General features: G+C 32.0%; 21 protein-coding genes. 4 read left to right on the top strand and 17 right to left on the bottom strand.

What is annotated here, in order from left to right:
* Positions 1-41: 41 nt before the first annotated feature.
* From G9F72_RS21895 to G9F72_RS21940, 10 genes are all read right to left on the bottom strand, one after another.
* Positions 42-269, bottom strand: a complete 228-nt coding sequence (locus tag G9F72_RS21895) for a hypothetical protein (RefSeq protein ID WP_164958201.1) — start codon at positions 267-269, stop codon at positions 42-44.
* Between the two features lie 106 nt (positions 270-375).
* Positions 376-741 (bottom strand): hypothetical protein, encoded by a 366-nt coding sequence (locus tag G9F72_RS21900; protein ID WP_164958200.1) that lies wholly within the window; start codon positions 739-741, stop codon positions 376-378.
* A gap of 225 nt (positions 742-966) precedes the next feature.
* The gene (gene yihA / locus G9F72_RS21905; RefSeq protein WP_164958199.1) at positions 967-1,578 is read right to left on the bottom strand and encodes a ribosome biogenesis GTP-binding protein YihA/YsxC; all 612 of its coding nucleotides are present in this window, start codon (positions 1,576-1,578) and stop codon (positions 967-969) included.
* Positions 1,559-3,901, bottom strand: coding sequence for an endopeptidase La (lon, locus tag G9F72_RS21910; RefSeq protein WP_164958198.1), 2,343 nt, complete (start codon positions 3,899-3,901; stop codon positions 1,559-1,561). The genes yihA and lon overlap by 20 nt, the downstream gene beginning before the upstream one ends.
* A 289-nt stretch (positions 3,902-4,190) precedes the next feature.
* Positions 4,191-5,873 carry an ATP-dependent protease LonB gene (lonB, locus tag G9F72_RS21915; protein ID WP_164958197.1) on the bottom strand — a complete coding sequence of 561 codons (1,683 nt, stop codon included), beginning with the start codon at positions 5,871-5,873 and terminating at the stop codon, positions 4,191-4,193.
* A gap of 287 nt (positions 5,874-6,160) precedes the next feature.
* A complete protein-coding gene (clpX, locus tag G9F72_RS21920) occupies positions 6,161-7,453 on the bottom strand; it encodes an ATP-dependent Clp protease ATP-binding subunit ClpX (protein WP_164958196.1) in 1,293 nt (430 codons plus the stop codon).
* Positions 7,454-7,487: 34 nt separating this feature from the next.
* A complete protein-coding gene (gene clpP / locus G9F72_RS21925; protein ID WP_164958195.1) occupies positions 7,488-8,072 on the bottom strand; it encodes an ATP-dependent Clp endopeptidase proteolytic subunit ClpP in 585 nt (194 codons plus the stop codon).
* 152 nt (positions 8,073-8,224) lie between these two features.
* Positions 8,225-9,517, bottom strand: coding sequence for a trigger factor (gene tig / locus G9F72_RS21930; protein ID WP_164958194.1), 1,293 nt, complete (start codon positions 9,515-9,517; stop codon positions 8,225-8,227).
* A 251-nt stretch (positions 9,518-9,768) separates the two neighbouring features.
* Positions 9,769-10,563 (bottom strand): sugar phosphate isomerase/epimerase family protein, encoded by a 795-nt coding sequence (locus G9F72_RS21935; protein WP_164958193.1) that lies wholly within the window; start codon positions 10,561-10,563, stop codon positions 9,769-9,771.
* Between the two features lie 17 nt (positions 10,564-10,580).
* Positions 10,581-11,423 (bottom strand): hypothetical protein, encoded by an 843-nt coding sequence (locus G9F72_RS21940; protein ID WP_164958192.1) that lies wholly within the window; start codon positions 11,421-11,423, stop codon positions 10,581-10,583.
* A gap of 585 nt (positions 11,424-12,008) precedes the next feature.
* Here G9F72_RS21940 and pflB point away from each other — a divergent pair.
* Both pflB and pflA read left to right on the top strand, forming a co-directional pair.
* Positions 12,009-14,237: a formate C-acetyltransferase gene (pflB, locus tag G9F72_RS21945; protein WP_164958191.1), complete on the top strand. Its 2,229-nt coding sequence runs from the start codon at positions 12,009-12,011 to the stop codon at positions 14,235-14,237.
* A 218-nt stretch (positions 14,238-14,455) separates the two neighbouring features.
* Positions 14,456-15,205, top strand: a complete 750-nt coding sequence (gene pflA, locus G9F72_RS21950; protein WP_164958190.1) for a pyruvate formate-lyase-activating protein — start codon at positions 14,456-14,458, stop codon at positions 15,203-15,205.
* A gap of 311 nt (positions 15,206-15,516) precedes the next feature.
* Here pflA and pyrE read toward each other — a convergent pair whose 3' ends face one another.
* The 7 genes from pyrE to pyrB all read right to left on the bottom strand — a co-directional run bounded on the left by pyrE (position 15,517) and on the right by pyrB (position 21,411).
* Positions 15,517-16,083, bottom strand: coding sequence for an orotate phosphoribosyltransferase (gene pyrE / locus G9F72_RS21955; RefSeq protein ID WP_164958189.1), 567 nt, complete (start codon positions 16,081-16,083; stop codon positions 15,517-15,519).
* Positions 16,084-16,137: 54 nt separating this feature from the next.
* Positions 16,138-17,034, bottom strand: coding sequence for a dihydroorotate dehydrogenase (locus G9F72_RS21960; protein WP_164958188.1), 897 nt, complete (start codon positions 17,032-17,034; stop codon positions 16,138-16,140).
* Entirely contained in the window at positions 17,027-17,704 is a 678-nt protein-coding gene (locus G9F72_RS21965) for a dihydroorotate dehydrogenase electron transfer subunit (protein WP_263487195.1), read from the bottom strand. The genes G9F72_RS21960 and G9F72_RS21965 overlap by 8 nt, the downstream gene beginning before the upstream one ends.
* 97 nt (positions 17,705-17,801) lie before the next feature.
* Positions 17,802-18,668 (bottom strand): orotidine-5'-phosphate decarboxylase, encoded by an 867-nt coding sequence (gene pyrF / locus G9F72_RS21970; protein WP_164958186.1) that lies wholly within the window; start codon positions 18,666-18,668, stop codon positions 17,802-17,804.
* A gap of 79 nt (positions 18,669-18,747) precedes the next feature.
* Complete coding sequence (locus tag G9F72_RS21975; RefSeq protein ID WP_164958185.1) at positions 18,748-19,962, bottom strand: dihydroorotase; 1,215 nt, start codon at positions 19,960-19,962, stop codon at positions 18,748-18,750.
* A gap of 88 nt (positions 19,963-20,050) precedes the next feature.
* Complete coding sequence (locus G9F72_RS21980; RefSeq protein WP_164958184.1) at positions 20,051-20,485, bottom strand: aspartate carbamoyltransferase regulatory subunit; 435 nt, start codon at positions 20,483-20,485, stop codon at positions 20,051-20,053.
* On the bottom strand, positions 20,485-21,411 hold the full coding sequence (gene pyrB / locus G9F72_RS21985; protein WP_164958183.1) for an aspartate carbamoyltransferase: 927 nt from the start codon (positions 21,409-21,411) through the stop codon (positions 20,485-20,487). The genes G9F72_RS21980 and pyrB overlap by 1 nt, the downstream gene beginning before the upstream one ends.
* 366 nt (positions 21,412-21,777) lie before the next feature.
* Between pyrB and G9F72_RS21990 the strand changes: the two genes are divergently transcribed.
* Positions 21,778-22,206 carry a hypothetical protein gene (locus G9F72_RS21990; protein ID WP_164958182.1) on the top strand — a complete coding sequence of 143 codons (429 nt, stop codon included), beginning with the start codon at positions 21,778-21,780 and terminating at the stop codon, positions 22,204-22,206.
* A gap of 356 nt (positions 22,207-22,562) precedes the next feature.
* The gene (locus G9F72_RS21995; protein WP_164958311.1) at positions 22,563-26,075 is read left to right on the top strand and encodes a 5'-nucleotidase C-terminal domain-containing protein; all 3,513 of its coding nucleotides are present in this window, start codon (positions 22,563-22,565) and stop codon (positions 26,073-26,075) included.
* Positions 26,076-26,081: the final 6 nt, after the last annotated feature.

Consider the following 26,081-nt stretch of genomic DNA (forward strand, 5'->3'; position numbering starts at 1 on the left):
TTTATAAATGGGAGAGCATAAGCTCTCCCTGATTTTTGGAACTAGCAACCACAACTTCTTACTGGACTTATAACATTTCCACCTCTACAACAACAAAAACCTATTAAAATTAATATCACTAAAAATGATTTATCGTTTTCAAGTAGACATGTTTTTTGAAGTACAATTAAGATTATTACTGCACAAATTGGATTTGAGCATAGACCTCCAAGTTGATTTCCACATCCAACAACTGCAGCTTGGTTACAACAACATCTTCTTCTTGACATATAAAACCCCCCTTCTGGGCACGTTCAATATGATAAAACTTTTAACTGATGGTAATTAATATTTTAATTTATCTAAATGTGCACTTATAATTCACTGTCTAAGGTATTATTCGTCACAAAAATCGTCACAGCATCTGTTTCTATTGTTGTTTGAGAATAAAAGTATTATTATTATTATTATAAACCAGCTACCAAACCCTGAACCAAATCCACCAAATCCACCGCAGCCACCTACATTACTTGAGCCACATCTACATAATTCCTTGCAGTGTTTAGGGTCGCATCCACAAACAGTACCACTTTCTATTCTTTCACCACCAAATCCTCCGCAGAAACATAATAGAATAATGATAATAATTAATGAACTTCCACCGAAGATACCGTTGTTGTTGTTGTTGTTGTTACAACATCTTCTAGTAGGGCAACATTCATTTTTGCGTGTTAATCCACTTAGTAATTCATTCACATCCACTTTACTTTCCTCCTCCTATTTTTCTTGTTAACTTTCTAACTTGGTTTAATCTTTATTTTAAAACCTTTTTCTTTTGTTTTCTAATATATACTATTCTCATATAAATAATTTGACACTGAATTTTTAATTAAAACGCAAAAAAAATAGGCCTCATCACTTTGTGCAAAAATTACTGTTTCGCATACTGTAATGTAGGTCTATTTCATTTATATCATTATTTTTATTCTATAGTTTCAGAGACGTTAAATCGTCACCTTCGGTGTCATTAAACATATTTCCTAGTAACTCTTTCACACCTATTTTCTTTAATGATGAAATATTGATAATCTCTTCATTATCGTCTAAATCAAGTGTTTCTCTAATTAACTTATTATTTTTTACTAATTCTGCTCTATTTAGCTTATCTTTTTTTGTTGCAACTATTACTACTTCATAGCCAAAATGTTTTATCCATCCGTACATTAGAAGATCATCTTTAGTTGGCTTACGTCTGCAATCTACGAGCAATGCTACCTTTTGAAGCTGAGGTCTGCGGACTAAATAGTCCTCCATCATTTTTCCCCATTTAGCTTGTTCAGATTTTGATACTTTAGCATATCCATAACCTGGTAGATCAACAAAATAGAAGCTTTCGTTTATTAAAAAAAAGTTTATAAGTCTTGTTTTTCCAGGTGTACCACTAACTTTAACCAATTTACGTCTATTTGTTAAAGTATTTATCAAAGATGATTTTCCTACATTAGACCTACCTACAAAAGCATACTCCACCCTATTATCCGTTGGATATTGAGCAGGTTTCACTGCTGAAATTATGAATTCAGATTGTTTTATCTCCATTATTTATCTCTCCAATTAATGCATTTTCAAGTACATCTTCTACTTTACTTGCAATTATAAATTTTAGTTTATCTGCAATACTCTTTGGTATCTTTTGTATATCTTTTTCATTATCCCTGGGAATTATAATTGTATCAATGCCTGCTCTATAGGCAGCTAAGGATTTTTCCTTAAGCCCTCCAATAGGTAATACTCTTCCTGTAAGAGTGATCTCACCTGTCATTGCTACGTTATGTCTTACTTTTCTGTTAGTTAGGGCAGATACCATTCCAGTAATCATTGTTACCCCAGCTGATGGACCATCTTTAGGTACTGCACCTTCTGGTACATGAATATGAATGTCCTTATTTTTATAAAAGTCACTATCGATATTATATTTAGCTGCATTAGCTCTAACATAACTGTATCCAGCTTTAGCAGATTCTTTCATAACATCTCCTAGTTGGCCAGTAAGTTCAAGCTTACCAGTTCCCTCCATAGCACTTACCTCTACAGGCAAAGTAACGCCACCCACTTCAGTCCACGCAAGGCCTGTTACAACCCCTACTCCATCTTCCATATCAGCTTTGTCATAGGTATATAGTACAATTCCTAAATACCTTTTTACATGCGACGTTGTAACATTAACTTTTTCTTTACTCTTTTCAACCATTTCTGTTATTGCTTTTCTGATAACAGAAGCAATTTGTCTTTCAAGATTTCTAACCCCTGATTCCCTAGTATAATTTTCTATAATACAATTTATTGAAGGATCAGAAAAATTTATTTTATCGCCTTCCATATTATGTTCTTTTAACATCTTTGGAATAAGGTGATTCTTAGCAATATGAAATTTTTCTTCTGAGGTGTACCCGGACACCTCAATAATTTCCATTCTATCTAATAATGGTCTTGGAATTGTGTCTAATTTATTTGCAGTAGTTATAAACAAAATCTTTGATAAATCAAAGTCGAGTTCCAGGTAATGATCCCTAAAAGTTGCATTTTGCTCACTATCCAAAACTTCCAGTAGTGCATCTGCAGGGTCACCCTTAAAATCTCCACTCATTTTATCAATTTCATCTAATAAGAATAATGGATTTTTAGATGCAGCTTGTTTCATGGCATATATAATTCTACCTGGAATTGCTCCCACATAAGTTTTTCTATGTCCTCTTATTTCAGCCTCATCTTTTACTCCACCCAGTGACATTCTAACAAAATTTCTATTTAATGCATTTGCAACAGACCTTGCTATAGATGTTTTTCCAACTCCTGGGGGTCCTACCAAACAAAGTATAGGTCCTTTAAGGGTTTTGCTGATTTTTTTTACTGCTAAATATTCTATTATTCTTTCCTTAACATCCTCTAGACCGTAATGTTCTGCTGCAAAAACTTCTCTAGCCTTGTTAATATCAATGTTATCTTTAGTAAATTTATTCCAAGGTAGATCTAAAATCCAATCTAAATATGCTCTTATTACTCCACTTTCAGAAGAATAATTTCCTGCACTTTTCAATCTATTTAGTTCATAAATCGCCTTTTCTTTTGCCTCTTTAGGAAGCTTTGCTTTGTTTATCTTATTTTCATATTCCTCTGCTTCTCTTTTATTCTCGTCATCTTCTCCTAATTCTTCTTGTATAGCCTTTATTTGTTCTCTTAGATAATATTCCTTTTGAATTTTATCAATTCTACTTTTAACCTTTGTTCCAATTTTCTTTTCTATCTTTAATACTTCAACTTCATTTTTTAATATAAATAGTAGCTTTTCTAATCTTTTAATAACGTCTAATGTTTCAAGCAATTTTTGTTTTGTTTCTGGTTTTAGTATTAAATATGAACTTACAATATCGCAATATCTTCCCGGCTCTTTTGTCTCTTCTAAACTGAATAATGCATCAGGAAAATTATTAGCTGACAAATTTATGTATTCTTCAAAAGCTTTGTCTATAATTCTAACTAAAGCCTTACATTTCTTATCATCAATGCAATCTTCATCTTCAATAATTTCTATTTCTGCTCGTACAAAAGTTTCATTCTCTATGTATTCCGAAATCTTCCCTCTTTTTAGCCCTTCAACTAGTACCCTAATTGTATCTCCTGGTAACTTTAATATTTGCTTTATATTACAAACAGTACCAATACTATATATATCCTTTTCCTCTGGTTCTTCAATTTTTGATACCTTCTGTGAAACCAGAAAAATTTCTTGATTATTTAGCATAGCATCTTCCAGTGCCAGTATAGATTTTTCTCTACCAACATCAAAATGCAACACCATATATGGAAATATATTCATACCTCTTAGTGGAATTAGCGGAAGAAGTTTTATATTTTTATCCATTTTTCTCCCTCTTTTCTAAATTAATATTATTTTATTAGCATAAAATTAAATTTGAAATTGAAAATTTCATATTAATATATAGAACTATAAATATTAATATATATATTTTTATAATAGTTATAATTATAGCAACGCTACTATAGTATACCTATAATATAATTAATTTTCAATACTAGAAAATTTAAAATAAAATTATAAGGCATATGAAAACAAATAACAAGTCAGATATACTATCATACTGACTTGTTATTTGTTTCAATAGATCATCCCAGGCGTTGCTAAAACGTGGCTACAATTTGACTGATTCAGCTGCTATAACATCCACATCCTGATCAAACGTAATTGAAATATTTTTAGGGCTCTCCACAATTAAGGCTTCGCGAATCACCTCAGTAATATTACTCACAGGTATAATCACAAGGTTTTCAATATTTTTAAAGCTATCCTGCCAATTATCTCTAGGAATAATAACCCTTGTAGCCCCTGCTTTTTTTGCAGCCGCAATCTTTGCATTCACACCGCCTATAGGCTTTACATTCCCATGAATTGATATCTCTCCTGTCATTGCAACCATGTTATCAACTGGTATGCCTTTTATAGCACTGTATATTGCTGTTGTTATGCTTATACCAGCGGATGGTCCATCCACAGGTGATCCGCCAGGAAAGTTTACATGAATATCATAATCATCACAATCTATGTTGAAATACTTTTCCAGTACTGTAACCACATTTTCAACTGAGGATCTTGCTGTACTTTTTCGTCGAAGTTTTTTATTTGTACTGCTTATTTCTTCTTCCTCAATAATCCCTGTGATTTTAAGTATTCCTTTTCGCAATTTTATTTTTTTTGCTGAAGCTTCGATTTCCATTACAGCTCCCATATTTGCTCCATAAACTGCTAGACCATTTACATATCCAATTTGTGGCTTTTCTGATATTCTAGACTCAGTCCTTGGTGAATACTGGCCATTTTCTATAACCCATTCAATATCTTCAATACTTACTTCATTTCTTTCATCATTAATAGCAATTCCACAAGCTAGCTGAATTAAATTAACGGTATCACGTCCATTGCTAGAGTACTTACCTACAAGCTTTAATGCACTGTCACAAATTTTAAGACCAACTTTATTTATTGCGTTACTGGCAATTATCTGCAATTCTTCTGGTAGCAATTGCCTAAAAAATATTTCTACGCACCTTGACCTTATTGCTGGAGTTATTTCTTCTGGATTACGTGTAGTTGCTCCTATAAGCCTGAAATCAGCTGGAAGCCCTTCGTCAAATACCTCTTTTATATAAAGTGGCGTATTAGGATCTTCTCCATTATAATAAGCACTATCTAAAAATACTTTTCTATCCTCTAATACTTTAAGCAGTTTATTCATTTCAATAGGATGTAATTCTCCGATTTCATCAATAAATAGAATGCCACCATGTGCTTTTGTAACTGCTCCAGGTTTGGGTTGTGGCACTCCAGCTACTCCTAGTGGTCCCGCTCCTTGATATATGGGATCGTGAACAGATCCAATAAGGGGGTCCGCTATGCCTCTTTCATCAAATCTGACTGTGGTTGCATCTATTTCTATAAACTTAGAACATTCATTAAAGGGAGATCGCGATCTTTTTTTGGCGTCTTCTAGCACTAGTCTAGCCGCTGCTGTTTTACCTATTCCTGGTGGGCCATAAATTATGACATGTTGAGGATTAGGGCCGCATATTGCTGCTTGCAAAGCTTTAATTCCTTTTTCCTGACCTATAACATCTTCAAATTTTGTTGGTCTACTTTTCTCTGTTAGTGGTTCTGTAAGGCTTATGCTTTTCATTACTCTTAATTTTTCCATTTCTTTTTTGCTATCCACATTAGCAGACGCCTTTCCATTTTGGTGACCCTTTAATGCATTAAAAACATATACCCCAATTACTGCAGTAAAAAAAAGTTGTATTATCATTAGAAGTTGAATACTCATATTATTAAAAGTTTAATATATAATTATATTAAACTAATCCTCCCCTCACATTTAATTTAACAAGTTCTAGTAGGTATTCTATCATTTGATATTATGCTCAAGTTGTATTTAATATATTCTTTTTCTTCCATATAACAATTTTATTTAAAGGGTTTTATTGTGGATTTACAAATTGTTTTAATTATATTTATGATTTATATGATCGTAATTTTAAATTTTATAATTTATCAAAAAATAAAAAAGACAGATAAATAATCCGCCTTTTTAATATATTTAAAATTTTATTTTTATGCTGTTTCTATGCCTTTTTTAGTTTTAATTTTTTTTGTTAACTTTAATTTTTCTCTTTTCCCACTTTCAGCTAAAATTAGTTGTGGGTTTCTAGTTCTAATAGTATCCTCATTAACTATTACTTTAGATACTTGTTCATTAGAAGGGATATCAAACATAATTTCCTTCATTGTATCCTCTATAATAGATCTGAGTCCTCTAGCTCCAGTTTTTCTTTTAATAGCTTCTTTGGCTATAGCTTTTAAGGCTTGTTCTTCAAACTCTAACTCTACGTTATCCATCTCAAATAATTTCTTATATTGTTTAATAAGCGCATTTTTAGGTTCACTAAGAATTTTAACTAATGCCTCTTCATCTAGTGCTTCAAGAGTAACTACTATAGGAAGCCTACCTACAAACTCTGGAATTAAACCAAACTTTAGTAAATCTCCAGGCATTATAGATTTCAATAGTTCTCCTACATTTTTTTCTTCTTTAGATTGTATATCAGCTCCAAAACCAACTGAAGTAGTTCTAGTTCTTTTTTCTATAATTTTATCAAGTCCATCAAAGGCTCCTCCACAGATAAATAAAATATTTGCTGTATTTATCTGAATAAACTCTTGATGAGGATGCTTTCTTCCGCCTTGTGGTGGTACTGATGCTGTAGTTCCTTCTAATATTTTAAGTAATGCTTGTTGAACGCCTTCTCCAGATACATCCCTAGTTATAGAAGGATTTTCTGATTTTCTAGCAATCTTATCTATTTCATCTATATATATAATACCTTTTTCTGCCTTTTCTACATCATAGTCAGCATTTTGTATTAATTTAAGCAAGATGTTTTCTACATCTTCTCCAACATACCCTGCTTCAGTAAGTGTAGTTGCATCTGCTATAGCAAAAGGTACATTTAAATATTTTGCCAAGGTTTGAGCAAGTAATGTTTTACCACAGCCTGTAGGTCCAAGTAGTAATATATTGCTTTTCTGAAGTTCAACATCACTTTCATTGATATTTGAATTTATTCTTTTGTAATGATTATATACTGCCACAGCCAAGGATTTTTTAGCTGTATCTTGACCAACTACGTAATCATCTATATATTTTTTTATTTCTGCAGGTTTTGGCAAGGTACCAAGGTCTAGTTCCACATCACCTTGAAATTCATCTACAATTATTTCAGAACATAATTCTATACACTCATCACAGATATATACTCCAGGTCCTGCAATTAATCTTCTAACTTGGTCTTGGGTTTTACCACAGAAAGAACATTTAAGTTGTTTTTTCTCATCAAACTTTGTCATAATTTCACCTCTATTAACCTTATTTCGTTTTATGTTATTTCTTTTTACTTATAACTTCATCTATTAATCCATACTCCATAGCCTCTAGCGCACTCATGAAGTAATCTCTTTCAACATCATGTTGAATTTTCTCTATTGATTGGCCAGTTCTTTCACTCAATATCTTATTTAATGTATCTTTAGTTCTCATAATTCGTTTTGCATGGATATCAATATCCGTTGCTTGACCTTGGAATCCTCCTAAAGGCTGGTGTATCAAAATTTCACTATTAGGTAATGCAAATCTTTTACCCTTTTCTCCAGCTGCTAATAAGAAAGCTCCCATAGATGCTGCCATACCAGTACATATAGTTGAAACTTGTGGCTTTATATATTGCATTGTGTCAAAAATAGCCATACCTGCTGTAATTGATCCACCCGGACTATTTATATACAAATAAATATCTTTGTCAGGGTCTTCAGACTCCAAATACAATAATTGGGCAACAATTAAACTAGCAGTAGTATCATTTACTTCTTCTCCTAGAAATATTATTCTTTCTTTTAATAATCTTGAATAAATATCATATGATCTTTCTCCCCTATTTGTTTGTTCAACAACCATTGGCACCAAACTCATATAATTCCCTCCTCTTGTCTAATAATAGAACTACTTCGAAAGGTAATCCACCTGTAATTCTATCCTAAATAATTAATTTTTAACCATATATTTTTATCCTATATTTAAAATTAATTGCCAGAAAAATATCTGGCAATTAATTTTAAAGTATATTACGCAATAACTTTAGCGCTATCAACTAACATTTTTATTACTTTTTCATTTACAACATCAATTTTCAGATATTCTTTTTGTGCTTTTATAATTAAATCTGCTGTTTTATCTATATCTTTTTCTCCATATTGAGCCGCAACTTCTTTTGCTTTTGCAAGCAATTCTTCGTCAGTTGCTTCAACTTTTTCTATTTTTGCTATCTCTGTTATTATTAAATCTGTTTTAACTCTTTTTTCAGCTGCTTCTTTCATGAATTCTCTAACTTTTTCTTCTGTGTTGTTAGTATACTGATAATATTGTTCAAGATCTAAACCTTGATATTTTAATTTCATTTCTAAATCTTTTAACATAACATCAGTTTCTCTTTTTACCATAACTTCTGGAATGTCCATTAGAACATTAGAACAAACTGCATCTATTACAGCTTCTTCAAATTCTTTAGTTTCTCTATCTTTACTTGATTTTTCAAGATTTGTTTTAATGTCATTTCTTAGTTCTTCTAAAGTATCAAATTCTGATACTTCTTTAGTAAATTCATCATCAATAGCTGGTAATTCTTTTACCTTCATGCTTTTAATAGTTACATTAAAAGTTGCAAGTTTTCCATTTAAGTCTTCTCTTCCATATTGCTCTGGAAAATTAACTTTAACTTCTTTACTTTCGCCTGCTTTGAGTCCCACTAATTGCTGTTCGAAAGTATCAATAAATGATCCTGAACCTATTTCAAGTTCAAAGTCTTTTCCTTCTCCACCTTCAAAAGCTGCTTCATCAATAAATCCTTTAAAATCTATAATAGCTATATCGCCCATTGCAACTTCGCCATCAATCTTCTCTTCAATTCTAGCATTTTTTTCTTGCATGCCTTTTAGTTGGTTTTCAATTTCATCATCTGTTACTTTATATTCAGTTTTCTTTGCTTCTAGTCCTTTGTATTCTCCCATTATAACTTCTGGAATTACTGATACAGATGCAGTATATACAAAATCTTTTCCCTCGCCTATTTGAATAATATCAATTTGAGGATAATCCAATGGACTTATATCATACTCTTTTAAAGCTTCTGGATATGTATCATCACAACAGAAATTTATAGCATCTTCAAAGAAAACACCTTCACCATACATTTTTTTTATTATAGACATTGGTGCTTTACCTTTTCTGAATCCAGGTATGTTTATAGTTTTTGAGTTTTTTACAGAAGATTTTTTCAAAGATTCACTAAATCTCTTTGCCTCTACCGTTATTTCTAATTTAACAATATTTTTTTCTAATTTTTCCATTTTAACTATCATTATATTACTCCTCCTAATCACCACAAATGCTTGTTAACCTTAACATTATAACATAACTTTTAAGCTATTTACAAATATTATTAAGCATCTACACTTATATAGTCTAATATTACTGATTATAACCAAATTATTTATAATTTACAACATAATTTTAGTAATGTTATAATCTATTAAGATTACTATTTACATATTATTACAAATATTCTATGCTATGGATTTTAAATTGTTACAAGGTTAATAATTATTTTGTCTTATAAAATATCACTAAAGATTTCAAAAACAAAATTCTTTGCCTTTGTTAGCTCTTCATAATTTGAGAAATTGTCACTGTAAACCTCAATAATCCCTTTCCCACTATATCCTACACTTTTAAGCATATTTGCTATGTTTTTATAATTCAAATTTCCTTTTCCCGGTAAAAGGCAAGATGAAATTTCATCTCTATCATTAATATGAAGATTTACTATATTATTACCCATAATATCAATATACTTTTCAATTGGAACGTTAGCTCTGCACGCTTGCTTTAAATCCAAAGTAAAATATGTTGGATATTTACATTTTTCAGCTAAAAACGTTAAAAATTTTAAATCAGAAGACATTGCCCAAGATACATTTTCCTGTGCTAATTTAACACCTGACTCCATAGCAATATAAGAAAGTTCATTATATATATCTATAATAAATTTTTTATCTAGTTCATTAAAATTTGTATAGCGCATACCATGAAATGTGTAACAACTAGCTCCTAATAACTTTGTTGCCTTGCAAACACTTTTGAAATGTTTTAACGCATCTGCTCTTCGCCTATAATATTTATCGAAAAGATATGGTTCAAAAGAGCTTGAAAATGCATGAACAGAATTTACATTGAATTCACAGCTTTCTTTTTTTTCTAAAAGTATCTTTATAAATTCTTCTTCATACTCACTTACTGTATTTAAAAATATTTCACCATGATTAAATCCTAGCTCTTTCATCTTTTCTATACTATTTTCCGTATGTAAATCCGGATAAAAACATGCGGAAGATAATCCTATATCCATATTCAAACCTCTTTTCCCTATTCTATTACTTCCCCATTAGAAGTTACATATACTGCTTTGCCATCTATAAATGTGGCAAGCCCCTTAGAAGTAATATTTCCAAAAGTGATATTCATTCCTGATGCTGGTTTTACCTGCATATGAACATTACTTTTCAAATTAACCTTCCATATATATTTCACTCCCTTATCATTTATCCAAGGTAATTCACTAACGTATGCAATATTATCTTCATCAATGAACTTAGGCGTAATTGACCAAAGGTAGGTTATATGACTTTTAAGTATTCCCTCCTTTGAAAACATTTCACCTTTGCTAGACTCATATGTTTTTTTTGTAATGTCTTTACTCACTTTGTTTACATCAACATATAGCAAATCCTGATTGCTTTTGCTCTGTATAACTATCGATTTCTTACTTGGACTTATATCATATGATATATTTTTAGCGTCTGTTACACCTTTTATGGTTTTCTCTGCCGCCACAACGTTAAATTCAATACTTATTTTTTGTCCATCAGATAGAGAAGCAACAAATATTTCATTTTTCAAAGCCGCTTCCGCCTTTAAAGCTTCTTCTGCTTTTTTAACTTTAGTCTTTTCAGCATCTGATTGTGGTTTAACAACTTGTGGTGTTTTTTCCACTTGTACGGTACTACTTTGTTTATCTTTTGATTTATTTAACAGGGTGCTATTTATACCATTCTTCATACTTATTCCACTATTTTTTAGTGCATTAAAATCTGTAATCAAAAATATAATTAACCCTATTATAGGGACAATAATCAATAATGCCATTTTCCTTTTTCTTTTTTTAATTTCTTTTTTATAATCCTTGCTAAACATGCTAGGTTTGCTCATATTTTTAACCCTCCCATTATATTAATACATTATTTATTATAACGCATTATATATGAAAATAATATTAATTTTTCAAGATTTCTTCTATGTGTATGCAGGATAAAAAACTCTTGCAAATGATAATATGAAACTGAGTCTAAAATTAAGGTGTGAGTAAATGATTACAGCTTTAATTAATCAACATATTTTCCTGGCTTAGGCGGTATCTTTTGATGTTGTTTCATTTTTATATCATTCTGTTTTATTTTTTAGTTAAGTTTAAAATTATTATTAATCCTATATATATCAGCATTATTATAATTAACATAATATTTGCAATCTTACAACTTTTATATAACTACTTGAACTGTTTCAATATTAATATTACAATATATTATGTTGACAGATTAAATTTTAAATATCTCAATAGACTATTTTTTTTATGAATCTATTGTAATTTATACTTTTTAAGCATTAACAAAAATAATAAAATATTGCATAATTTTTATAACAATTTCTATTGTTAAAGAATTGTTATCATCAATATATTTCACCCATTTAATTTTATGCTATGTAAAATTAAATGTATTACAAGGAGGAAGAAAAATGTTTAAACAATGGAACGGTTTTAAAGGCGAACAATGGAAAGATGGGATTGATGTAAAAGACTTTATTCATAAAAATTACACCTTATATGAAGGTGACGATAGTTTTCTAGTAGGAAAAACTACTAAGACTAGTAAAGTATGGGATAAAGCTAATTCACTTATTATAGAAGAAATTAAAAAAGGTATTATAGATGTAGAAACTAATGAAATTTCTGGAATAGATAATTTTGCCCCTGGATATATAGATAAAGAAAATGAAATAATTGTCGGATTACAAACAGATGCTCCATTAAAAAGAATAGTAAATCCATTTGGCGGTTTTAGAATGGTAGAACAATCACTAGAAGCTTATGGTTACAAATTAAACAAAGACATAGAAGAATACTTCCCTAAATATAGAAAAACTCATAACGAAGGAGTTTTTGATGCATACACTGACGCTACAAAAGTTGCAAGAAATGTAGGCCTCCTAACTGGACTTCCCGATGCATACGGTCGTGGACGGGTAATCGGAGACTATAGAAGAATTGCTCTTTACGGTTTGGATTTCTTAATTGATCAGAAGAAAAAAGATTTAAATGAATTCACAGGACATGCCTCTGATGACTTAATAAGACATAGAGAAGAAATAAGCATGCAAATAAGAGCACTTGATCAAATAAAGAGCATGGCTTCAAAATATGGTATTGATATTTCAAAACCTGCCAGCAGTGCTTGCGAGGCTGTACAAGCAGTTTACATGGGATATCTTGCAGGAATAAAAGAAAACAATGGCGCTGCAATGTCACTTGGACGAACTACTACTTTCCTAGACATTTATTTTGAAAGAGATTTAGCAGCAGGTGTACTAACTGAAGATGGTGCACAAGAGATTATCGATCAGTTCGTAATTAAACTTAGAATGGCAAGACATCTTAGAACTCCAGAGTACAATGATTTATTTGGTGGAGACCCAAACTGGGTAACAGAATCAATCGGCGGCGTAGCACTTAACGGCAAACCAATGGTAACAAAGAATTCCTTTAGATTCCTTCATACATTAACTAATTTAGGATCAGCACCAGAACCAAATATGACTGTACTTTGGTCAGAAAAATTACCAGAAACCTTTAAAAAGTATTGTGCTAAAATGTCCATTGAAACTGATGCTGTTCAATATGAAAATGATGACATAATGAGACCCATCTATGGAGATGATTATGGCATAGCTTGTTGTGTATCTGCTATGGAAATTGGTAAAAGAATGCAGTTCTTTGGAGCAAGAGCTAACCTTGCAAAATCACTATTATTAGCACTTAATGGTGGAGTCGATGAATTAAAAGGCAAGCTTGTAGTACCTGGAATTGAAAAGATCACCGATGAGATTCTTGACTACAAAACAGTAAAAAAAATGTATTCAAAAGTTTTAGCTTATGTTGCTGAAATGTATGTAAATACAATGAACACTATACATTATATGCATGATAAGTATGCTTATGAAGCAGGACAACTTGCTCTTCATGATACTGATCTTAAATACTTCATGGCATTTGGAGTAGCAGGACTTTCAGTTGCAGCTGACTCCTTAAGTGCTATTAAATTTGCTAAGGTAAAACCAATAAGAAATGAAAAGGGCATAACCGTTGATTTTGAAATAGAAGGTGATTTCCCTAAGTACGGAAATGATGATGATAGAGTTGATGATTTAGCTGTTGAGCTTATTAAGGAATTTAGTGATGACCTTAAGATTCATCCAGCTTATAAGAACGCTGAACATACATTATCAGCACTTACTATCACATCTAATGTGGTTTACGGTAAAAAAACAGGTTCAACTCCTGATGGAAGAAAACAAGGAATAGCACTTGCTCCAGGAGCAAACCCAACTCAAGGTCATGATGAAAACGGGGCACTCGCATCATTAAATTCAGTTGCTAAAATTCCTTATAGAAATTACTGCCAAGACGGAGTTTCAAATACCTTTTCAATAGTGCCAGCTGCACTTGGAATAGATGAAGCTACAAGAATAAATAATCTAGTGTTCCTTTTAGATGGTTATTTTGCACAAAGTGCACACCATTTAAATGTAAATGTATTAAATAGAGAAGTTTTAATTGATGCTATGGAGAATCCAGACAAATATCCAACATTAACAATAAGAGTTTCAGGATATGCCGTTCATTTCAATAGATTATCAAAAGAACAGCAGCTTGAGGTTATTAGCAGAACTTTCCATGAAAAAATATAATTAGGATATAGTTTCATAATTCATAATTCAAATTTTATATAATATGAGAGGTGCTTATTCTTATAAGTGCTTCTCAATTATAAAATGAAAAAATTATTAATTCTTAATTATTTCATTTTATATTAAAGCAAAAATGTTTTTATTTTTGTTTCAATATGAAATGAATAAAGATTAGTCTTCATATTATTTTTTTATACCAGTTCGGAGGAGGAATATATATGATAAAAGGTAAAATACATTCTATAGAAACTATGGGACTAGTTGATGGTCCTGGAATAAGAGTAGTGGTTTTTTTTCAAGGCTGCAAATTGAGATGTGCCTATTGCCATAACCCAGATACATGGGGTCTCAGTGGCGGTATAGAAATGACAGCTGAGGAAGTTGTTCAAAAGGTTATTAGATTCAAACCCTATTTTGATCGCTCTGGCGGCGGAGTTACTTTCTCTGGTGGAGACCCATTAATTCAAGCAGATTTCCTACTGCAGTGTTTAAAATTGTGTAAACTAAACGGCATTCATACTGCTTTAGATACCTCTGGTTTTGGCAATGGTAACTATGCTGAAATATTAGAATATATAGATTTAGTGCTTTTAGATATAAAACACACCTCAAGCACTGGTTATGTTAGTTTAACTGGTAAAGATTCACAAGGTATTAATTTATTCTTAGAAGCTTTAAGAAAATCAAAATCCAGGGTTTGGGTAAGGCATGTTGTTGTACCAGGCATCACAGATTCTGTGGAGCATATAACTAAGCTCTCTAAAATTATTAGTGAAGAAGTTCCAAATGTAGATAAAGTCGAACTTCTTCCCTATCATGTTCTAGGAATAAGTAAATATGAAGCTCTATCAATTCCTTATAAATTAAAAGGCGTAGAGCCCATGGATAGTGATAAAATTAAAGAACTTCAAATGTTAATAGATAATTTACTAAAAACTAATAAAAAGTTAAATTCACAAATAGCATAACAAGTACCTTGCAATAAGAGATTGAAACATGAAAATTCATTAAGGAATTCTCAATTGTTTCTGCTCTTCTTATTGCAAGTCACCTCCGGAGAAAGTCATACTATTATGCATACACTAATTGTATCTAAGAGAATAGAGAATAAAAAAATTATCCACATTATTTTCCGCAAGCTGTTTCCTATAAAACAAGAAAAGCAGACGATTTGATATAATCTTCTGCTTTTCTTGTTTTACTATTAGCGAGCTAATTATCTCTTTTTTCTTAGAGAATGCTAACGCAGGAGCAATTTCCTATCTTTTTTATCATGTATTTATTTTATATTTCTACTACCAGGTTTTATATATGCTGTTCCACTTTTACAAAGTGGGCAAACTGACTCATCATAGCTTTCAATTTCTAGCTTTATAGAGCTGTAGATAGGATAATCAATAGTGCTACTTCCTCTATCCACAATACAACATATCCCAACTACCTCCGCACCAAGTTCCTTTAACACCTTTATTGTTTCTAATGAAGATTTACCAGTAGTTACTACATCCTCTGTAATTAAAACCTTCTGACCCTTTTTAATTTCAAATCCCCTTCGAAGTTCGAAGGTGCCGTTGACTCTTTCAGTAAATATGGCAGGCTTTCCTGTTTGTCTTCCTACTTCATAAGCTACTATTATTCCACCCATAGCAGGTCCTACTACCACATCAAACTCTATATCTTTAAGTTTTTCCACTACTACACTAAGCACTTTTTCAGCCTTGTCTGGATATTGAAGTAATTTTGCACATTGGCAATATCTGTTACTGTGTCTTCCTGAGGATAACAGAAAATGACCCTCAAGTAGTGCCCCTGATTCTTTTAATATATCTAAAACGTTAATATTCATAAGATAGCCTCCTGTTTTTTAGTAAATCATTGCGAAAATTAACTTCAAATTGTATTAAATAATTCCTCTAATCTCACTTAAATCTTTAATACCTTCGCGTGTCATATAAGCTTCAATTCCTTCTATTATATCAATGCAAATATCAGGTTTTATGAAATTGGCAGTTCCAACTTGAATTGCTTGTGCCCCTACCATTATAAATTCTATAGCATCGTAGGCATTGCTTATACCACCCATTCCTACAACTGGTATATTTACAGCCCTGCATACCTCATGAACCATTCGAAGCGCCATAGGTTTTATGGCTGGTCCTGATAGACCTGCATATATATTATTAAAGATTGCTTTTCTTTTATTTATATCCACTGCCATACCTTTAAAAGTATTTACCAGCGATAATGCATCTGCTCCAGCGTCGCAACAATTATAAGCCATATCTACTATATCCTCTGCATTAGGTGAAAGTTTTACCATAAGCGGTTTTTTGCAAATACTTTTCACTTGCCGAACTACTTCATAGGCAACCTTTGAATTAATTCCAAAAGCCATACCTCCGCATTTTACATTGGGACAGGATATGTTTAATTCAACTATATCTATAGCCTCATTATTTAATCTTTCTATGGCGGCCATATAATCTTCTATATTGCCACCTCCAACATTTGCAATTATAGCTGTGTTATATTCCTGCATTTTTGGAAGTTCTATATTTATAAATTTTTCAACACCTGGATTTTGAAGCCCTACACTATTTAGCATTCCACCACGGGTTTCATAAACACGGATACCATCATTACCTTGTTTTTCATTAATTGTAAGTCCTTTAGAGGATATGCCCCCCAATCTAGATATGTCATAATATTGCTTATATTCTTCACCAAATCCAAAAGTTCCAGATGCAGCTATAACAGGATTTTTTAAATTCACACCGCATAATTCTATTTTAGTCATTAAAAATCAAATCCTTTCCAAGAAAAACTGGACCATCCTTGCAGGTTCTTTTATTTCCACCCACCGTTTTACAAGTACATACAAGACATGCACCTATTCCACAGGCCATGTGAGTTTCCATTGACACATATACAGGCACTTTAGCATCATTGCATAAATTTACAACCTTTTTCATCATAATTTCCGGTCCACAGCATATAACTGTTTCATATTTTTGTGGATTTATTAAATCTGTTACGTATCCCTTATGCCCTTTTAGTCCACTTTCTGTGGATAAGTAAACTTTATTTACATATTTTTCCACAGTATCCACAGAATAGTCCACAGTCCTAAACCCTGAATACAAATCTATCTCACAACCAGTGAGCTTTTTAATCAAATAGATAAGTGGTGCTATACCAATTCCCCCAGAAACTACAGCAATTTTCCCTTTAATTTTTTCTACCTCAAATCCATTTCCTAGTGGTCCCATTATCTGAACCTCGTCATTTTCCTTTAATTTACTAAGAAGTTTTGTACCTATACCTACTATTCCATATAAAAAGCTTATTTTATCTTCGTCCACATCGTAAACACTTATAGGTCTTGGTAATAGGGGCTCCAGGCCAGCTGTCTTTAACATAAAGAATTGACCTGGCTTTACGTTAAACTTGCCCTTTATAGAAAGCATATACACGCCTTCACTTATTTCAACATTTTCATATGTTTTTTCTACGCAGCATATCAATTAAACCCCTCCAGTATTTCTTGAAAAATCGCGGATTATCTTATTTGTTTGCCGCAGCTCTTATTGCATCTCTCATTTTTATAGCCTCTTCCCTAGCAGCTTCTTCAAAATGAAGACCGCCCTTTTCGCTATTCTTATATGCAAGCAAAATACTCCTAGAGGCATTTACTACCCCACCATTTCCATTTTTTAAATATATGGCCACATCATCAGCTGCGCCACCTTGTGCTCCATAACCTGGAATAAGGAAAAACATTTTTTGAAGATCTTTTCTCATCTTTAATCCTTCATCTATATGTGTACAGCCAACAACTCCACCTAACGCGCTATATCCACATTCGCCCATAAATTCACTTCCAATGTGTAATAATTTTTCTCCCACAATATCGTAAACCTTTTTATTTTCCTTATTCTCTATATACTCAATATCCGCGGCTCCACTATTGGAAGTTCTTACTAATGAAAATAATCCTTTTTCTTTATTTTTTAAATAAGGAAGATAAGGTTCTATGCTATCCATTCCCATGTATGGATTTACAGTTATAAAATCGCTTTCAAAATCCCCTTCAAAATGAGCTTTAGCATACATTTCTGCAGTTTTTGCAATATCTCCTCGTTTGATATCTGCAATTACAATGCCACCTTTATTTCTTATATAATTCAATGTATCTTTATACACTTTTAAACCTTTGAGCCCAAGAGCTTCATAATATGCTATTTGCACCTTATAACAAGCTGCCACATCAAAAGTGGCATCAATTATGTGCTGGTTAAATCTATATAAGGCATAATCCTCATATACAAACTTACTTTTAAATTCAACCGGTAAGTATTCTAATGCTGTATCAAGTCCTATGCAAACATGTCCTTTTTTTTCTACACTTTTAAATAATTTATCTATAATCAACAGTTATTCCACCTTTGCTATTTTATTTATAAATCAACTATTTCATTTACAAATTAACTTTTTATTCAAAATTAATTTTTTATTTAAAATTCAAGCTTTGTTTAAAGTCCTTTGCTTTATAAACTATTCTCCCTGCCTTAATGGTACACATTACGGTGCCTAATACTGCTTTTCCCTCAAAGGGCGAATTCACTCCTTTAGATAAAAACTCAGAAGTATCAATATTATATTTATTTTTAACATCTAAGAGCACTAAGTCTCCGTCAAAACCTATTTTAATTTCACCCTTATTTAGTTCCATAAGTTTAGCTGGATTTTTTGACATAAGTTCCGAAAGTTTGTTTAAAGTAATATGCCCCTCCCCAACTAATTTAGTGAAGCATACTGGAAAAGAAGTTTCGAGTCCTGATATACCAGGAGCACCCTTCATTTTATCATCCATACTATGTGGTGCGTGGTCTGTGGCTATAACATCCACAAAGCCTTGTTTTATTGCTTCGATTAAGATATTTACATCCTCTGCGCTCCTTAGTGGTGGATTTACTCTATACTGGGTTTCAGAAGTTAATGCTAAGTGATGTGGTGTAACTTCACAGGTTATTCTTGCACCCTGCTTTTTACCCTCTATAATATAATTCATAGCTTCTCTTGTACTAACATGAGCTAAGTGAAGTTTGCACCCCGTAAACTTCGCAAGGGTTATGTCTCTCACCGTCATTAGATTTTCAGCAAGTCTAGTATCTACATCTACTAATTCTTCATTTTCAGCATGAGATATTATTGTTAGATTTTTTTCTCTAGCCGCAACCATCGCAGCAAGCATTACTCGACTATTTGCAACTCCTCTGCCATCATCAGATATAAATCTAACTGCATCGGTTAGCTCAAATAGATGATCTATAGATTCTCCTAGTAGCTCTTCTGTAATAGATGCACATTGATGAATGTCTACCAGATTTATTTCTCTGGCTTTTTTCAACACCATATTTATTGTGTCCATTGAGCTACATACTGGTTTTGTATTAGCCATAAGGTTTACCGCAGTATATCCACCCCGCAGAGCCGCCTTACTTCCAGACAATAAGTCTTCCTTATAGGTATATCCCGGTTCTCTAAAATGACTGTGAAGATCTACAAATGAAGGGGTTAAAATATATCCCTCTCCGTCTATTACCTCACAGTCTTTTTCTAGTTTTTTTCCTATTTCATATATTATCCCACTATATATATATACATCACCAATAAAATCCTGTGAACAATCTACTACTCTTACATTTTTAATTAGTAACTCCATAATTATGCCTCCCTTCACACTACATTGTGGTTCAGGTCAATATATTAATATATTGACCTGTGATTTATTCCAATGCACCTAAGACTTATTATAATCTACTTGTAGGGTTATTAATCTCATCACAATAAATACATCTGTATTCGCCCTTTTCTCTATCTGCGAGGTAAAAGCTATGCAAAATTTCTTGTTCTACAGATGTTATACATCTTGGATTATCGCATTTTATGACATGCTCAATTTTCTCTGGCAACTTAAGTTTAACTTTATTTTCAATTTCTTCTCCGGATATTATGTTTATTGTTATGTTAGGATCTATAAAACCTAGCACTGCAAAATCTATATCAATTTCATTTTCAATCTTAATTATATCTTTGCGACCAAGCTTCTTGCTAGTTGCATTCATAATAAGTGCCACTGTATAATCAGCATTATCTAAACCTAGATATTTAAATATTTTTATTCCAACACCGGCTTTAATATGATCAATTACTATTCCTCTTTTTATGCTATTTATTGTTACCATTATTTATCCACCCCCAAAAGCTTAGCAATAAGTGCCATTCTTGCATACATGCCATATTTTGCTTGCCTAAAGTAACAAGCTCTTGGATCAGTATCAATTTCTACAGCTATTTCATTAACTCTAGGCAGTGGGTGAAGAATTATCATATCTTTTTTAGCCTCTTTCATTTTCTCTTTATCTAGTATATAGCTATCTTTAAGTCTTATATAATCTTCCTCATTAAAAAACCTTTCCCTTTGGACTCTAGTCATATATAAGATATCTAAATCGACCATAACCTCTTCTAATTTTTCAACTTCAAGGAACTCTATATTATTTTTTCCTAATACTTCTGTTTTAATATACGTAGGAATTGTTAATTCATTTGGTGAAATTAGAATGAATTTAATGTTTTCATATCTTGACATGGCTTTTATTAATGAGTGAACTGTTCTACCAAACTTTAAATCTCCACAAATTCCTATGGTTAAATTTGATAATGTTCCTTTAATATTTCGTATGGTTAAAAGATCTGTTAATGTTTGAGTTGGATGTTGATGTCCGCCATCACCTGCATTTATTACTGGCATCTTTGAATTCATAGATGCAACTTTCGGAGCTCCTTCTTTCGGATGCCTCATAGCTGCAATATCTGCATAACATTCTACTGTTCTTATAGTATCTGCTACACTTTCTCCTTTTGCTGCTGAACTTGATTTTGCCTCAGAAAAACCTAATACTTGACCTCCAAGTCTTAACATTGCCGCTTCAAAGCTCAATCTTGTTCTTGTACTTGGTTCATAAAACAACGTTGCCAAAATTTTTCCATCGCAAATATGTGAAAACTTTTCAGGATTTTCTATTATTTCGTCTGCGTAGTTAAAAATCTCCTCTAGCTCTAGTAGTGTAAAATCCATTGGGTCAATTAAGTGTCTTCCTTTTAACATATACATCCTCTCCTTCTCAGCCTCTCCGGACTAAATTTAAAGGTACTACAATACTTTTAATAATAAGTTATTTAGTTCATAATTCCTAAATAAATAAAAAACGCCATCTCTATTTGAGAAGGCGTAGCAATACCACTTTAAAACATCTACTTCCTTCTCAGCCTCTCGGACTAAATTAAAGGTTATTTATTATTTATTCTTTTATTTATAGTACTATATTTTTTTATTTCTGTCAACCTAAAAAAGCAAAACAGTTACCCTTGTTTTATTTACTTATACGATGCTTTATGAGATAATAACTTAATTATTAATTCATTTAATAATTAAGTAAAAAAACATATTATTAAAATTTGAGGGGGCATAAACATGGGAGAAAACGCAAAATTATTTCAACAATTTATAAATAAAAATACTTTACCAATGGTTACTAACAACAACATTGAAGGTTTTACAACTTTTGCCATTCCTGAAGAACAAGCTATTAAAGATGCAAAAGTTAAAGTTGTAATTGCTATAACGGATGACGATGCCTACGCTGATATGTACATATATGATATTGCTAATGTTATCAATGATGATATTGTAAAGGCAAAATTATACAAGCTTTTAAATGACCTTAATAGTACTTATAAATTCATATCTTTTTATGAGATAGATAATATAATAAATGCTAAATGCTGCATACCCTTTAGTAACAATTTTGATTCACAATTAGTTTTTAATATCCTTTCAGTTTTATCTAGCGCTGTAGAAGATGAATATGATAATATCATGAAAACACTATGGGATAATTAGATTAATACTTTTTAATTTTAATGTAACTACAAAAACCACCTTAAATACAATTTAAGGTGGTTTTTGTATTAAATAGAATTAAACAGTTATAATCCCTGTTTAATTCTATTTCTTTTTAATATTATTAAAAAGAAATATTTGTATTAATATATATTATTATAGATATTTACAATATTATAACAATGTAATATACTTATATATATATACTTTATTTTACAATGTGGTATCGCTTACATATTGTGAAATTTGTATTACATTAGGCTTTAAAAAATTATTAAAAGGGGAGTGGTATTTTGTTCAAGGTATTTAGATCAAACAAGGCAAAAAGATGGACATCCCTAGTTATCACATTTTTAATGACCGTTACTTTGTTTTCTTCTACTCTTACAATGACAGCAAAAGCAGCAACAGGCGACAAGGTATTTGACATTATTGAGATTACTGACTTTCACGGAACCCTTTTAAGTTCTGATGCATTGCCTCTACCAGTTGGTAGTGTTCTTGCAAAAAACTTAAAAGATGCAAAAGCTACAAATCCAGACAAAACAATTATAATTGGTGGAGGAGACCTATATCAAGGATCTCCAATCTCAAATGTTCTTAGAGGAGTACCAGTACAAAAGGCTTTAAGCAATATTGGTATGGAAGTAACTGCTCTTGGAAATCATGAATTTGATTGGCAATTGGATACAATAGTTAACACAACTATGAAAGATGCTAAATATTCAATTGTTGCAGCGAATCTATACAATAAAAATGTTGATGGAACTAAGGGTACTAGAAAATTCTCACCATACAAGATAATAGTTAAAGATGGCGTTAAAATTGCCTTCATTGGCGCAATCACCGCTGAAGCAAAAGACATAATAATGCCAGCATATACAGATAATTATATTTTTACTGATTCTGCAACTGAAATAAATGCTTGTGCAGCTGAAATTAAAGCAGCAAAAACTGCTGATGTAATTGTTGCTATAGTACATGCAGGAAACATATATGATGCTAGTTATAAAGATACTGGTAAAGGTGAAATATATGATATAACAAATAAATTAACAAATGTTAATGCAGTATTTGGTGGACATTCACATAGTATAGTTACAGCAACTGGTGCTAACGGTTTACCAATATACATAGCTAATTCCGCTGGAAAAGGCTATATTGATGCAAAAATGACAGTGCAAGCAGACGGAAAAGTTAGTTTTGCACCTCCAGCTTCAGCAGATTATAAAGCAATAGATACAACTGCTGTAAATGGATATAAAATAGGAAACCCAAATTCAAAACCTACAGATGCAGGCTATGTTGCTGGTACACCAGCACAAGACCCAGAAGTTAAGGCAATTGTAGATGCAGCACTCACAGAGACAGGATCTACATTTTCTGAGGTTATTGGAACTGCTGCAAATGATTTAACAAGAACTCAAGTTGGTTCTCCTTATGGTGAAAGTATACTTGGTAATTGGAGTTCAGATGTAGTTAGATCCAGCGCTAAAGCAGATATAGGTATACAAAACAACGGAGGGCTAAGAACTGATATCAAAGCTGGCCCTATTACAGTTGGAAGCATATTTTATTTTATGCCTTTTGATAATGAAATAAATACAGTTTTAGTTACAAAGGCACAACTTAAAGTTATTCTTGAACAAGCTGTAAAAGATGGCGGAAAAGGAATACAGATATCAGGAATTAAGTTTACTTATGGATCTTCTGCCGCAACTGGTTCTAGAGTATTTAATATAACAAGAGAAGATGGCACAGCAATAAGTGATACAGAAACTCTTAAATTAGCTGGACCAGACTTTATACTAACTGGTGGAGATGGTTTTGCAGGATTCACTGATGTTAATGTAAGCAAAACTATGGTAAAAACAGGAGTACTTGTTAGAGATGCATTACTTGCTAACGTAAGAGCAAATAATGGTATTAAATATGTACTAAACAAAAGACTTGAAAATTCAGTAAAGACTATTTCAGTTATAGCAACTTCCGATTTACATGGAAGCATATTAAATTATGACTATGGTACTTCAAAGGCACCTAGTACAGGACAAGGGCTTGCTAAAATCTCAACTTATGTTACAGGTGTAAGAGCAGCAAATCCTAACGTTATGTTAGTTGACAATGGGGATACTATCCAAGGAAATCCTCTTGTTTATTACTATAATATGCTTGATACAAAAACAGAGTATCCTATGATGAAGGTTATGGGAGCAATGAAATATGATACATGGACACTTGGAAATCACGAATTTAACTATGGCCTCACAACTTTAAATAGAATCATTAGCGACGCTAATAAAAACAATATCAACGTATTATCTGCTAACATTTATAAAGGTAGTACAAACTATGTTAAACCATATATTGTTAAATCATTTACAATGAATGGAAAAACAATGAAGGTTGCAATTCTTGGATTAACAACTAAAAATGTACCTGGTTGGGAAAATCCATCAAACTATGCAGGATTAAAATTTAATGACTTAGTTGATGAAGCTAAGCATTGGGTACCAATCATAAAAGCTGAAGGAGCAGATTATGTAATAGTAACTGCCCATAGCGGACTTGAAAGTGCAGCTGATACTACTGAAGAAAATCAAATTAATGCCATTGCTACAAAGGTATCTGGCATAGATGCAATAGTTGCAGGACATGTACACAATGTAGTAAATAAGACATTAGTAAACCCAGATGGCAAGAATGTTATTGTAACTGAGCCAGGCAAGTTCGGTCAAAATATATCTCAAATTGATATGAACTTTGATGCTGCTGGAAAAATGACTTTAAGAACAAGTGCTGTATCAATGAATAGCATTGTTGAAGATCCAGCTATAGTTGCAATAGCTAAACCATATCAAGATAAAACATTAGAATATACAAACACTGTAATAGGAAAATCCACAGCTATCTTTGAAGGCGCAAAACAATTAACTGAGCCTTCATCAATAATGGAACTTGTAAATAAAGTTCAGATGAAATATGCTGGAACACAGCTTTCAATAGCAGCTCCACTAAGTTTAACAGCACAAGTACCACAAGGTGATGTTAAGAGACAAGATATTATGGGTGTATACGTATATGAAAACTTCCTTTATGGGGTAAAAATGACAGGTAAACAAGTAAAGGATTGGATGGAATATACGCAGAGATACTACAAACAAATAACAAATCCAAAAGATCCAATAGTAAAAGATGCTACATTAAATATAGCAGATTATAACTTAGATCAATTGTACGGAGCCACTTATGACATTGACTTAACACAACCTGCAGGAACAGTAGATCCAGTTACTAAAAAAATGATATCTGGAAACAGAATAAAGAACCTAAAGGTTAATGGAAAATTAGTTAAGGATTCAGATGTATTTACAGTTGCGATAAACAACTACAGATACAATGGTGGTGGCGGATTTATGGCTGCTGCTGGTTTAAGTAGTACAGATCCTTCTATAGTTACCTATGACTCAGCAAAAGCACTTGGTGATGATGGACAAGTTAGAAGTTTAATGCTTAAATATATTGAAGATAATAAAGTAGTTTCTCCAACAAACTCTAACAATTGGAAAATTTATTCAACACCTGTAACTCAAGTAATAGCACCACCAGTTGTTGTAGTTGTTCCTCCAGTTGATGTAGTTCCACCTATTAAGAAAATATCTGTTATGACTACAGCTGGAAGTGGATTGAATTTCAGAGCAACAGCTTCAGCATCTTCAAAGAAACTTGGAGTTATTAAACATGGCACAGTAGTTCAGGTTATTGGACAAACTGGTGATTGGTATAAAATTAATTACAATGGCAAAGTAGGTTATATTTACAAAGCTTACACAAAAGTTATCTCTGGCAATGTGGCTTCCGCTGCCTAAAAAAAA

It is taken from the genome of Clostridium estertheticum, assembly GCF_011065935.2.
Classification (GTDB): Bacteria; Bacillota; Clostridia; order Clostridiales; family Clostridiaceae; genus Clostridium_AD; species Clostridium_AD estertheticum_A.

Excerpts from the sequence above, each read along its gene's own strand:
- G9F72_RS21895 (WP_164958201.1), bottom strand. The coding sequence starts at position 269 with ATGTCAAGAAGAAGATGTTGTTGTAACCAAGCTGCAGTTGTTGGATGT.
- yihA (WP_164958199.1), bottom strand. The coding sequence starts at position 1,578 with ATGGAGATAAAACAATCTGAATTCATAATTTCAGCAGTGAAACCTGCT.
- lon (WP_164958198.1), bottom strand. The coding sequence starts at position 3,901 with ATGGATAAAAATATAAAACTTCTTCCGCTAATTCCACTAAGAGGTATG.
- lonB (WP_164958197.1), bottom strand. The coding sequence starts at position 5,873 with ATGAGTATTCAACTTCTAATGATAATACAACTTTTTTTTACTGCAGTA.
- clpX (WP_164958196.1), bottom strand. The coding sequence starts at position 7,453 with ATGACAAAGTTTGATGAGAAAAAACAACTTAAATGTTCTTTCTGTGGT.
- clpP (WP_164958195.1), bottom strand. The coding sequence starts at position 8,072 with ATGAGTTTGGTGCCAATGGTTGTTGAACAAACAAATAGGGGAGAAAGA.
- tig (WP_164958194.1), bottom strand. The coding sequence starts at position 9,517 with ATGATAGTTAAAATGGAAAAATTAGAAAAAAATATTGTTAAATTAGAA.
- G9F72_RS21935 (WP_164958193.1), bottom strand. The coding sequence starts at position 10,563 with ATGGATATAGGATTATCTTCCGCATGTTTTTATCCGGATTTACATACG.
- G9F72_RS21940 (WP_164958192.1), bottom strand. The coding sequence starts at position 11,423 with ATGAGCAAACCTAGCATGTTTAGCAAGGATTATAAAAAAGAAATTAAA.
- pflB (WP_164958191.1), top strand. The coding sequence starts at position 12,009 with ATGTTTAAACAATGGAACGGTTTTAAAGGCGAACAATGGAAAGATGGG.
- pflA (WP_164958190.1), top strand. The coding sequence starts at position 14,456 with ATGATAAAAGGTAAAATACATTCTATAGAAACTATGGGACTAGTTGAT.
- pyrE (WP_164958189.1), bottom strand. The coding sequence starts at position 16,083 with ATGAATATTAACGTTTTAGATATATTAAAAGAATCAGGGGCACTACTT.
- G9F72_RS21960 (WP_164958188.1), bottom strand. The coding sequence starts at position 17,034 with ATGACTAAAATAGAATTATGCGGTGTGAATTTAAAAAATCCTGTTATA.
- G9F72_RS21965 (WP_263487195.1), bottom strand. The coding sequence starts at position 17,704 with ATGCTTTCTATAAAGGGCAAGTTTAACGTAAAGCCAGGTCAATTCTTT.
- G9F72_RS21975 (WP_164958185.1), bottom strand. The coding sequence starts at position 19,962 with ATGGAGTTACTAATTAAAAATGTAAGAGTAGTAGATTGTTCACAGGAT.
- G9F72_RS21980 (WP_164958184.1), bottom strand. The coding sequence starts at position 20,485 with ATGGTAACAATAAATAGCATAAAAAGAGGAATAGTAATTGATCATATT.
- pyrB (WP_164958183.1), bottom strand. The coding sequence starts at position 21,411 with ATGTTAAAAGGAAGACACTTAATTGACCCAATGGATTTTACACTACTA.
- G9F72_RS21990 (WP_164958182.1), top strand. The coding sequence starts at position 21,778 with ATGGGAGAAAACGCAAAATTATTTCAACAATTTATAAATAAAAATACT.
- G9F72_RS21995 (WP_164958311.1), top strand. The coding sequence starts at position 22,563 with ATGACCGTTACTTTGTTTTCTTCTACTCTTACAATGACAGCAAAAGCA.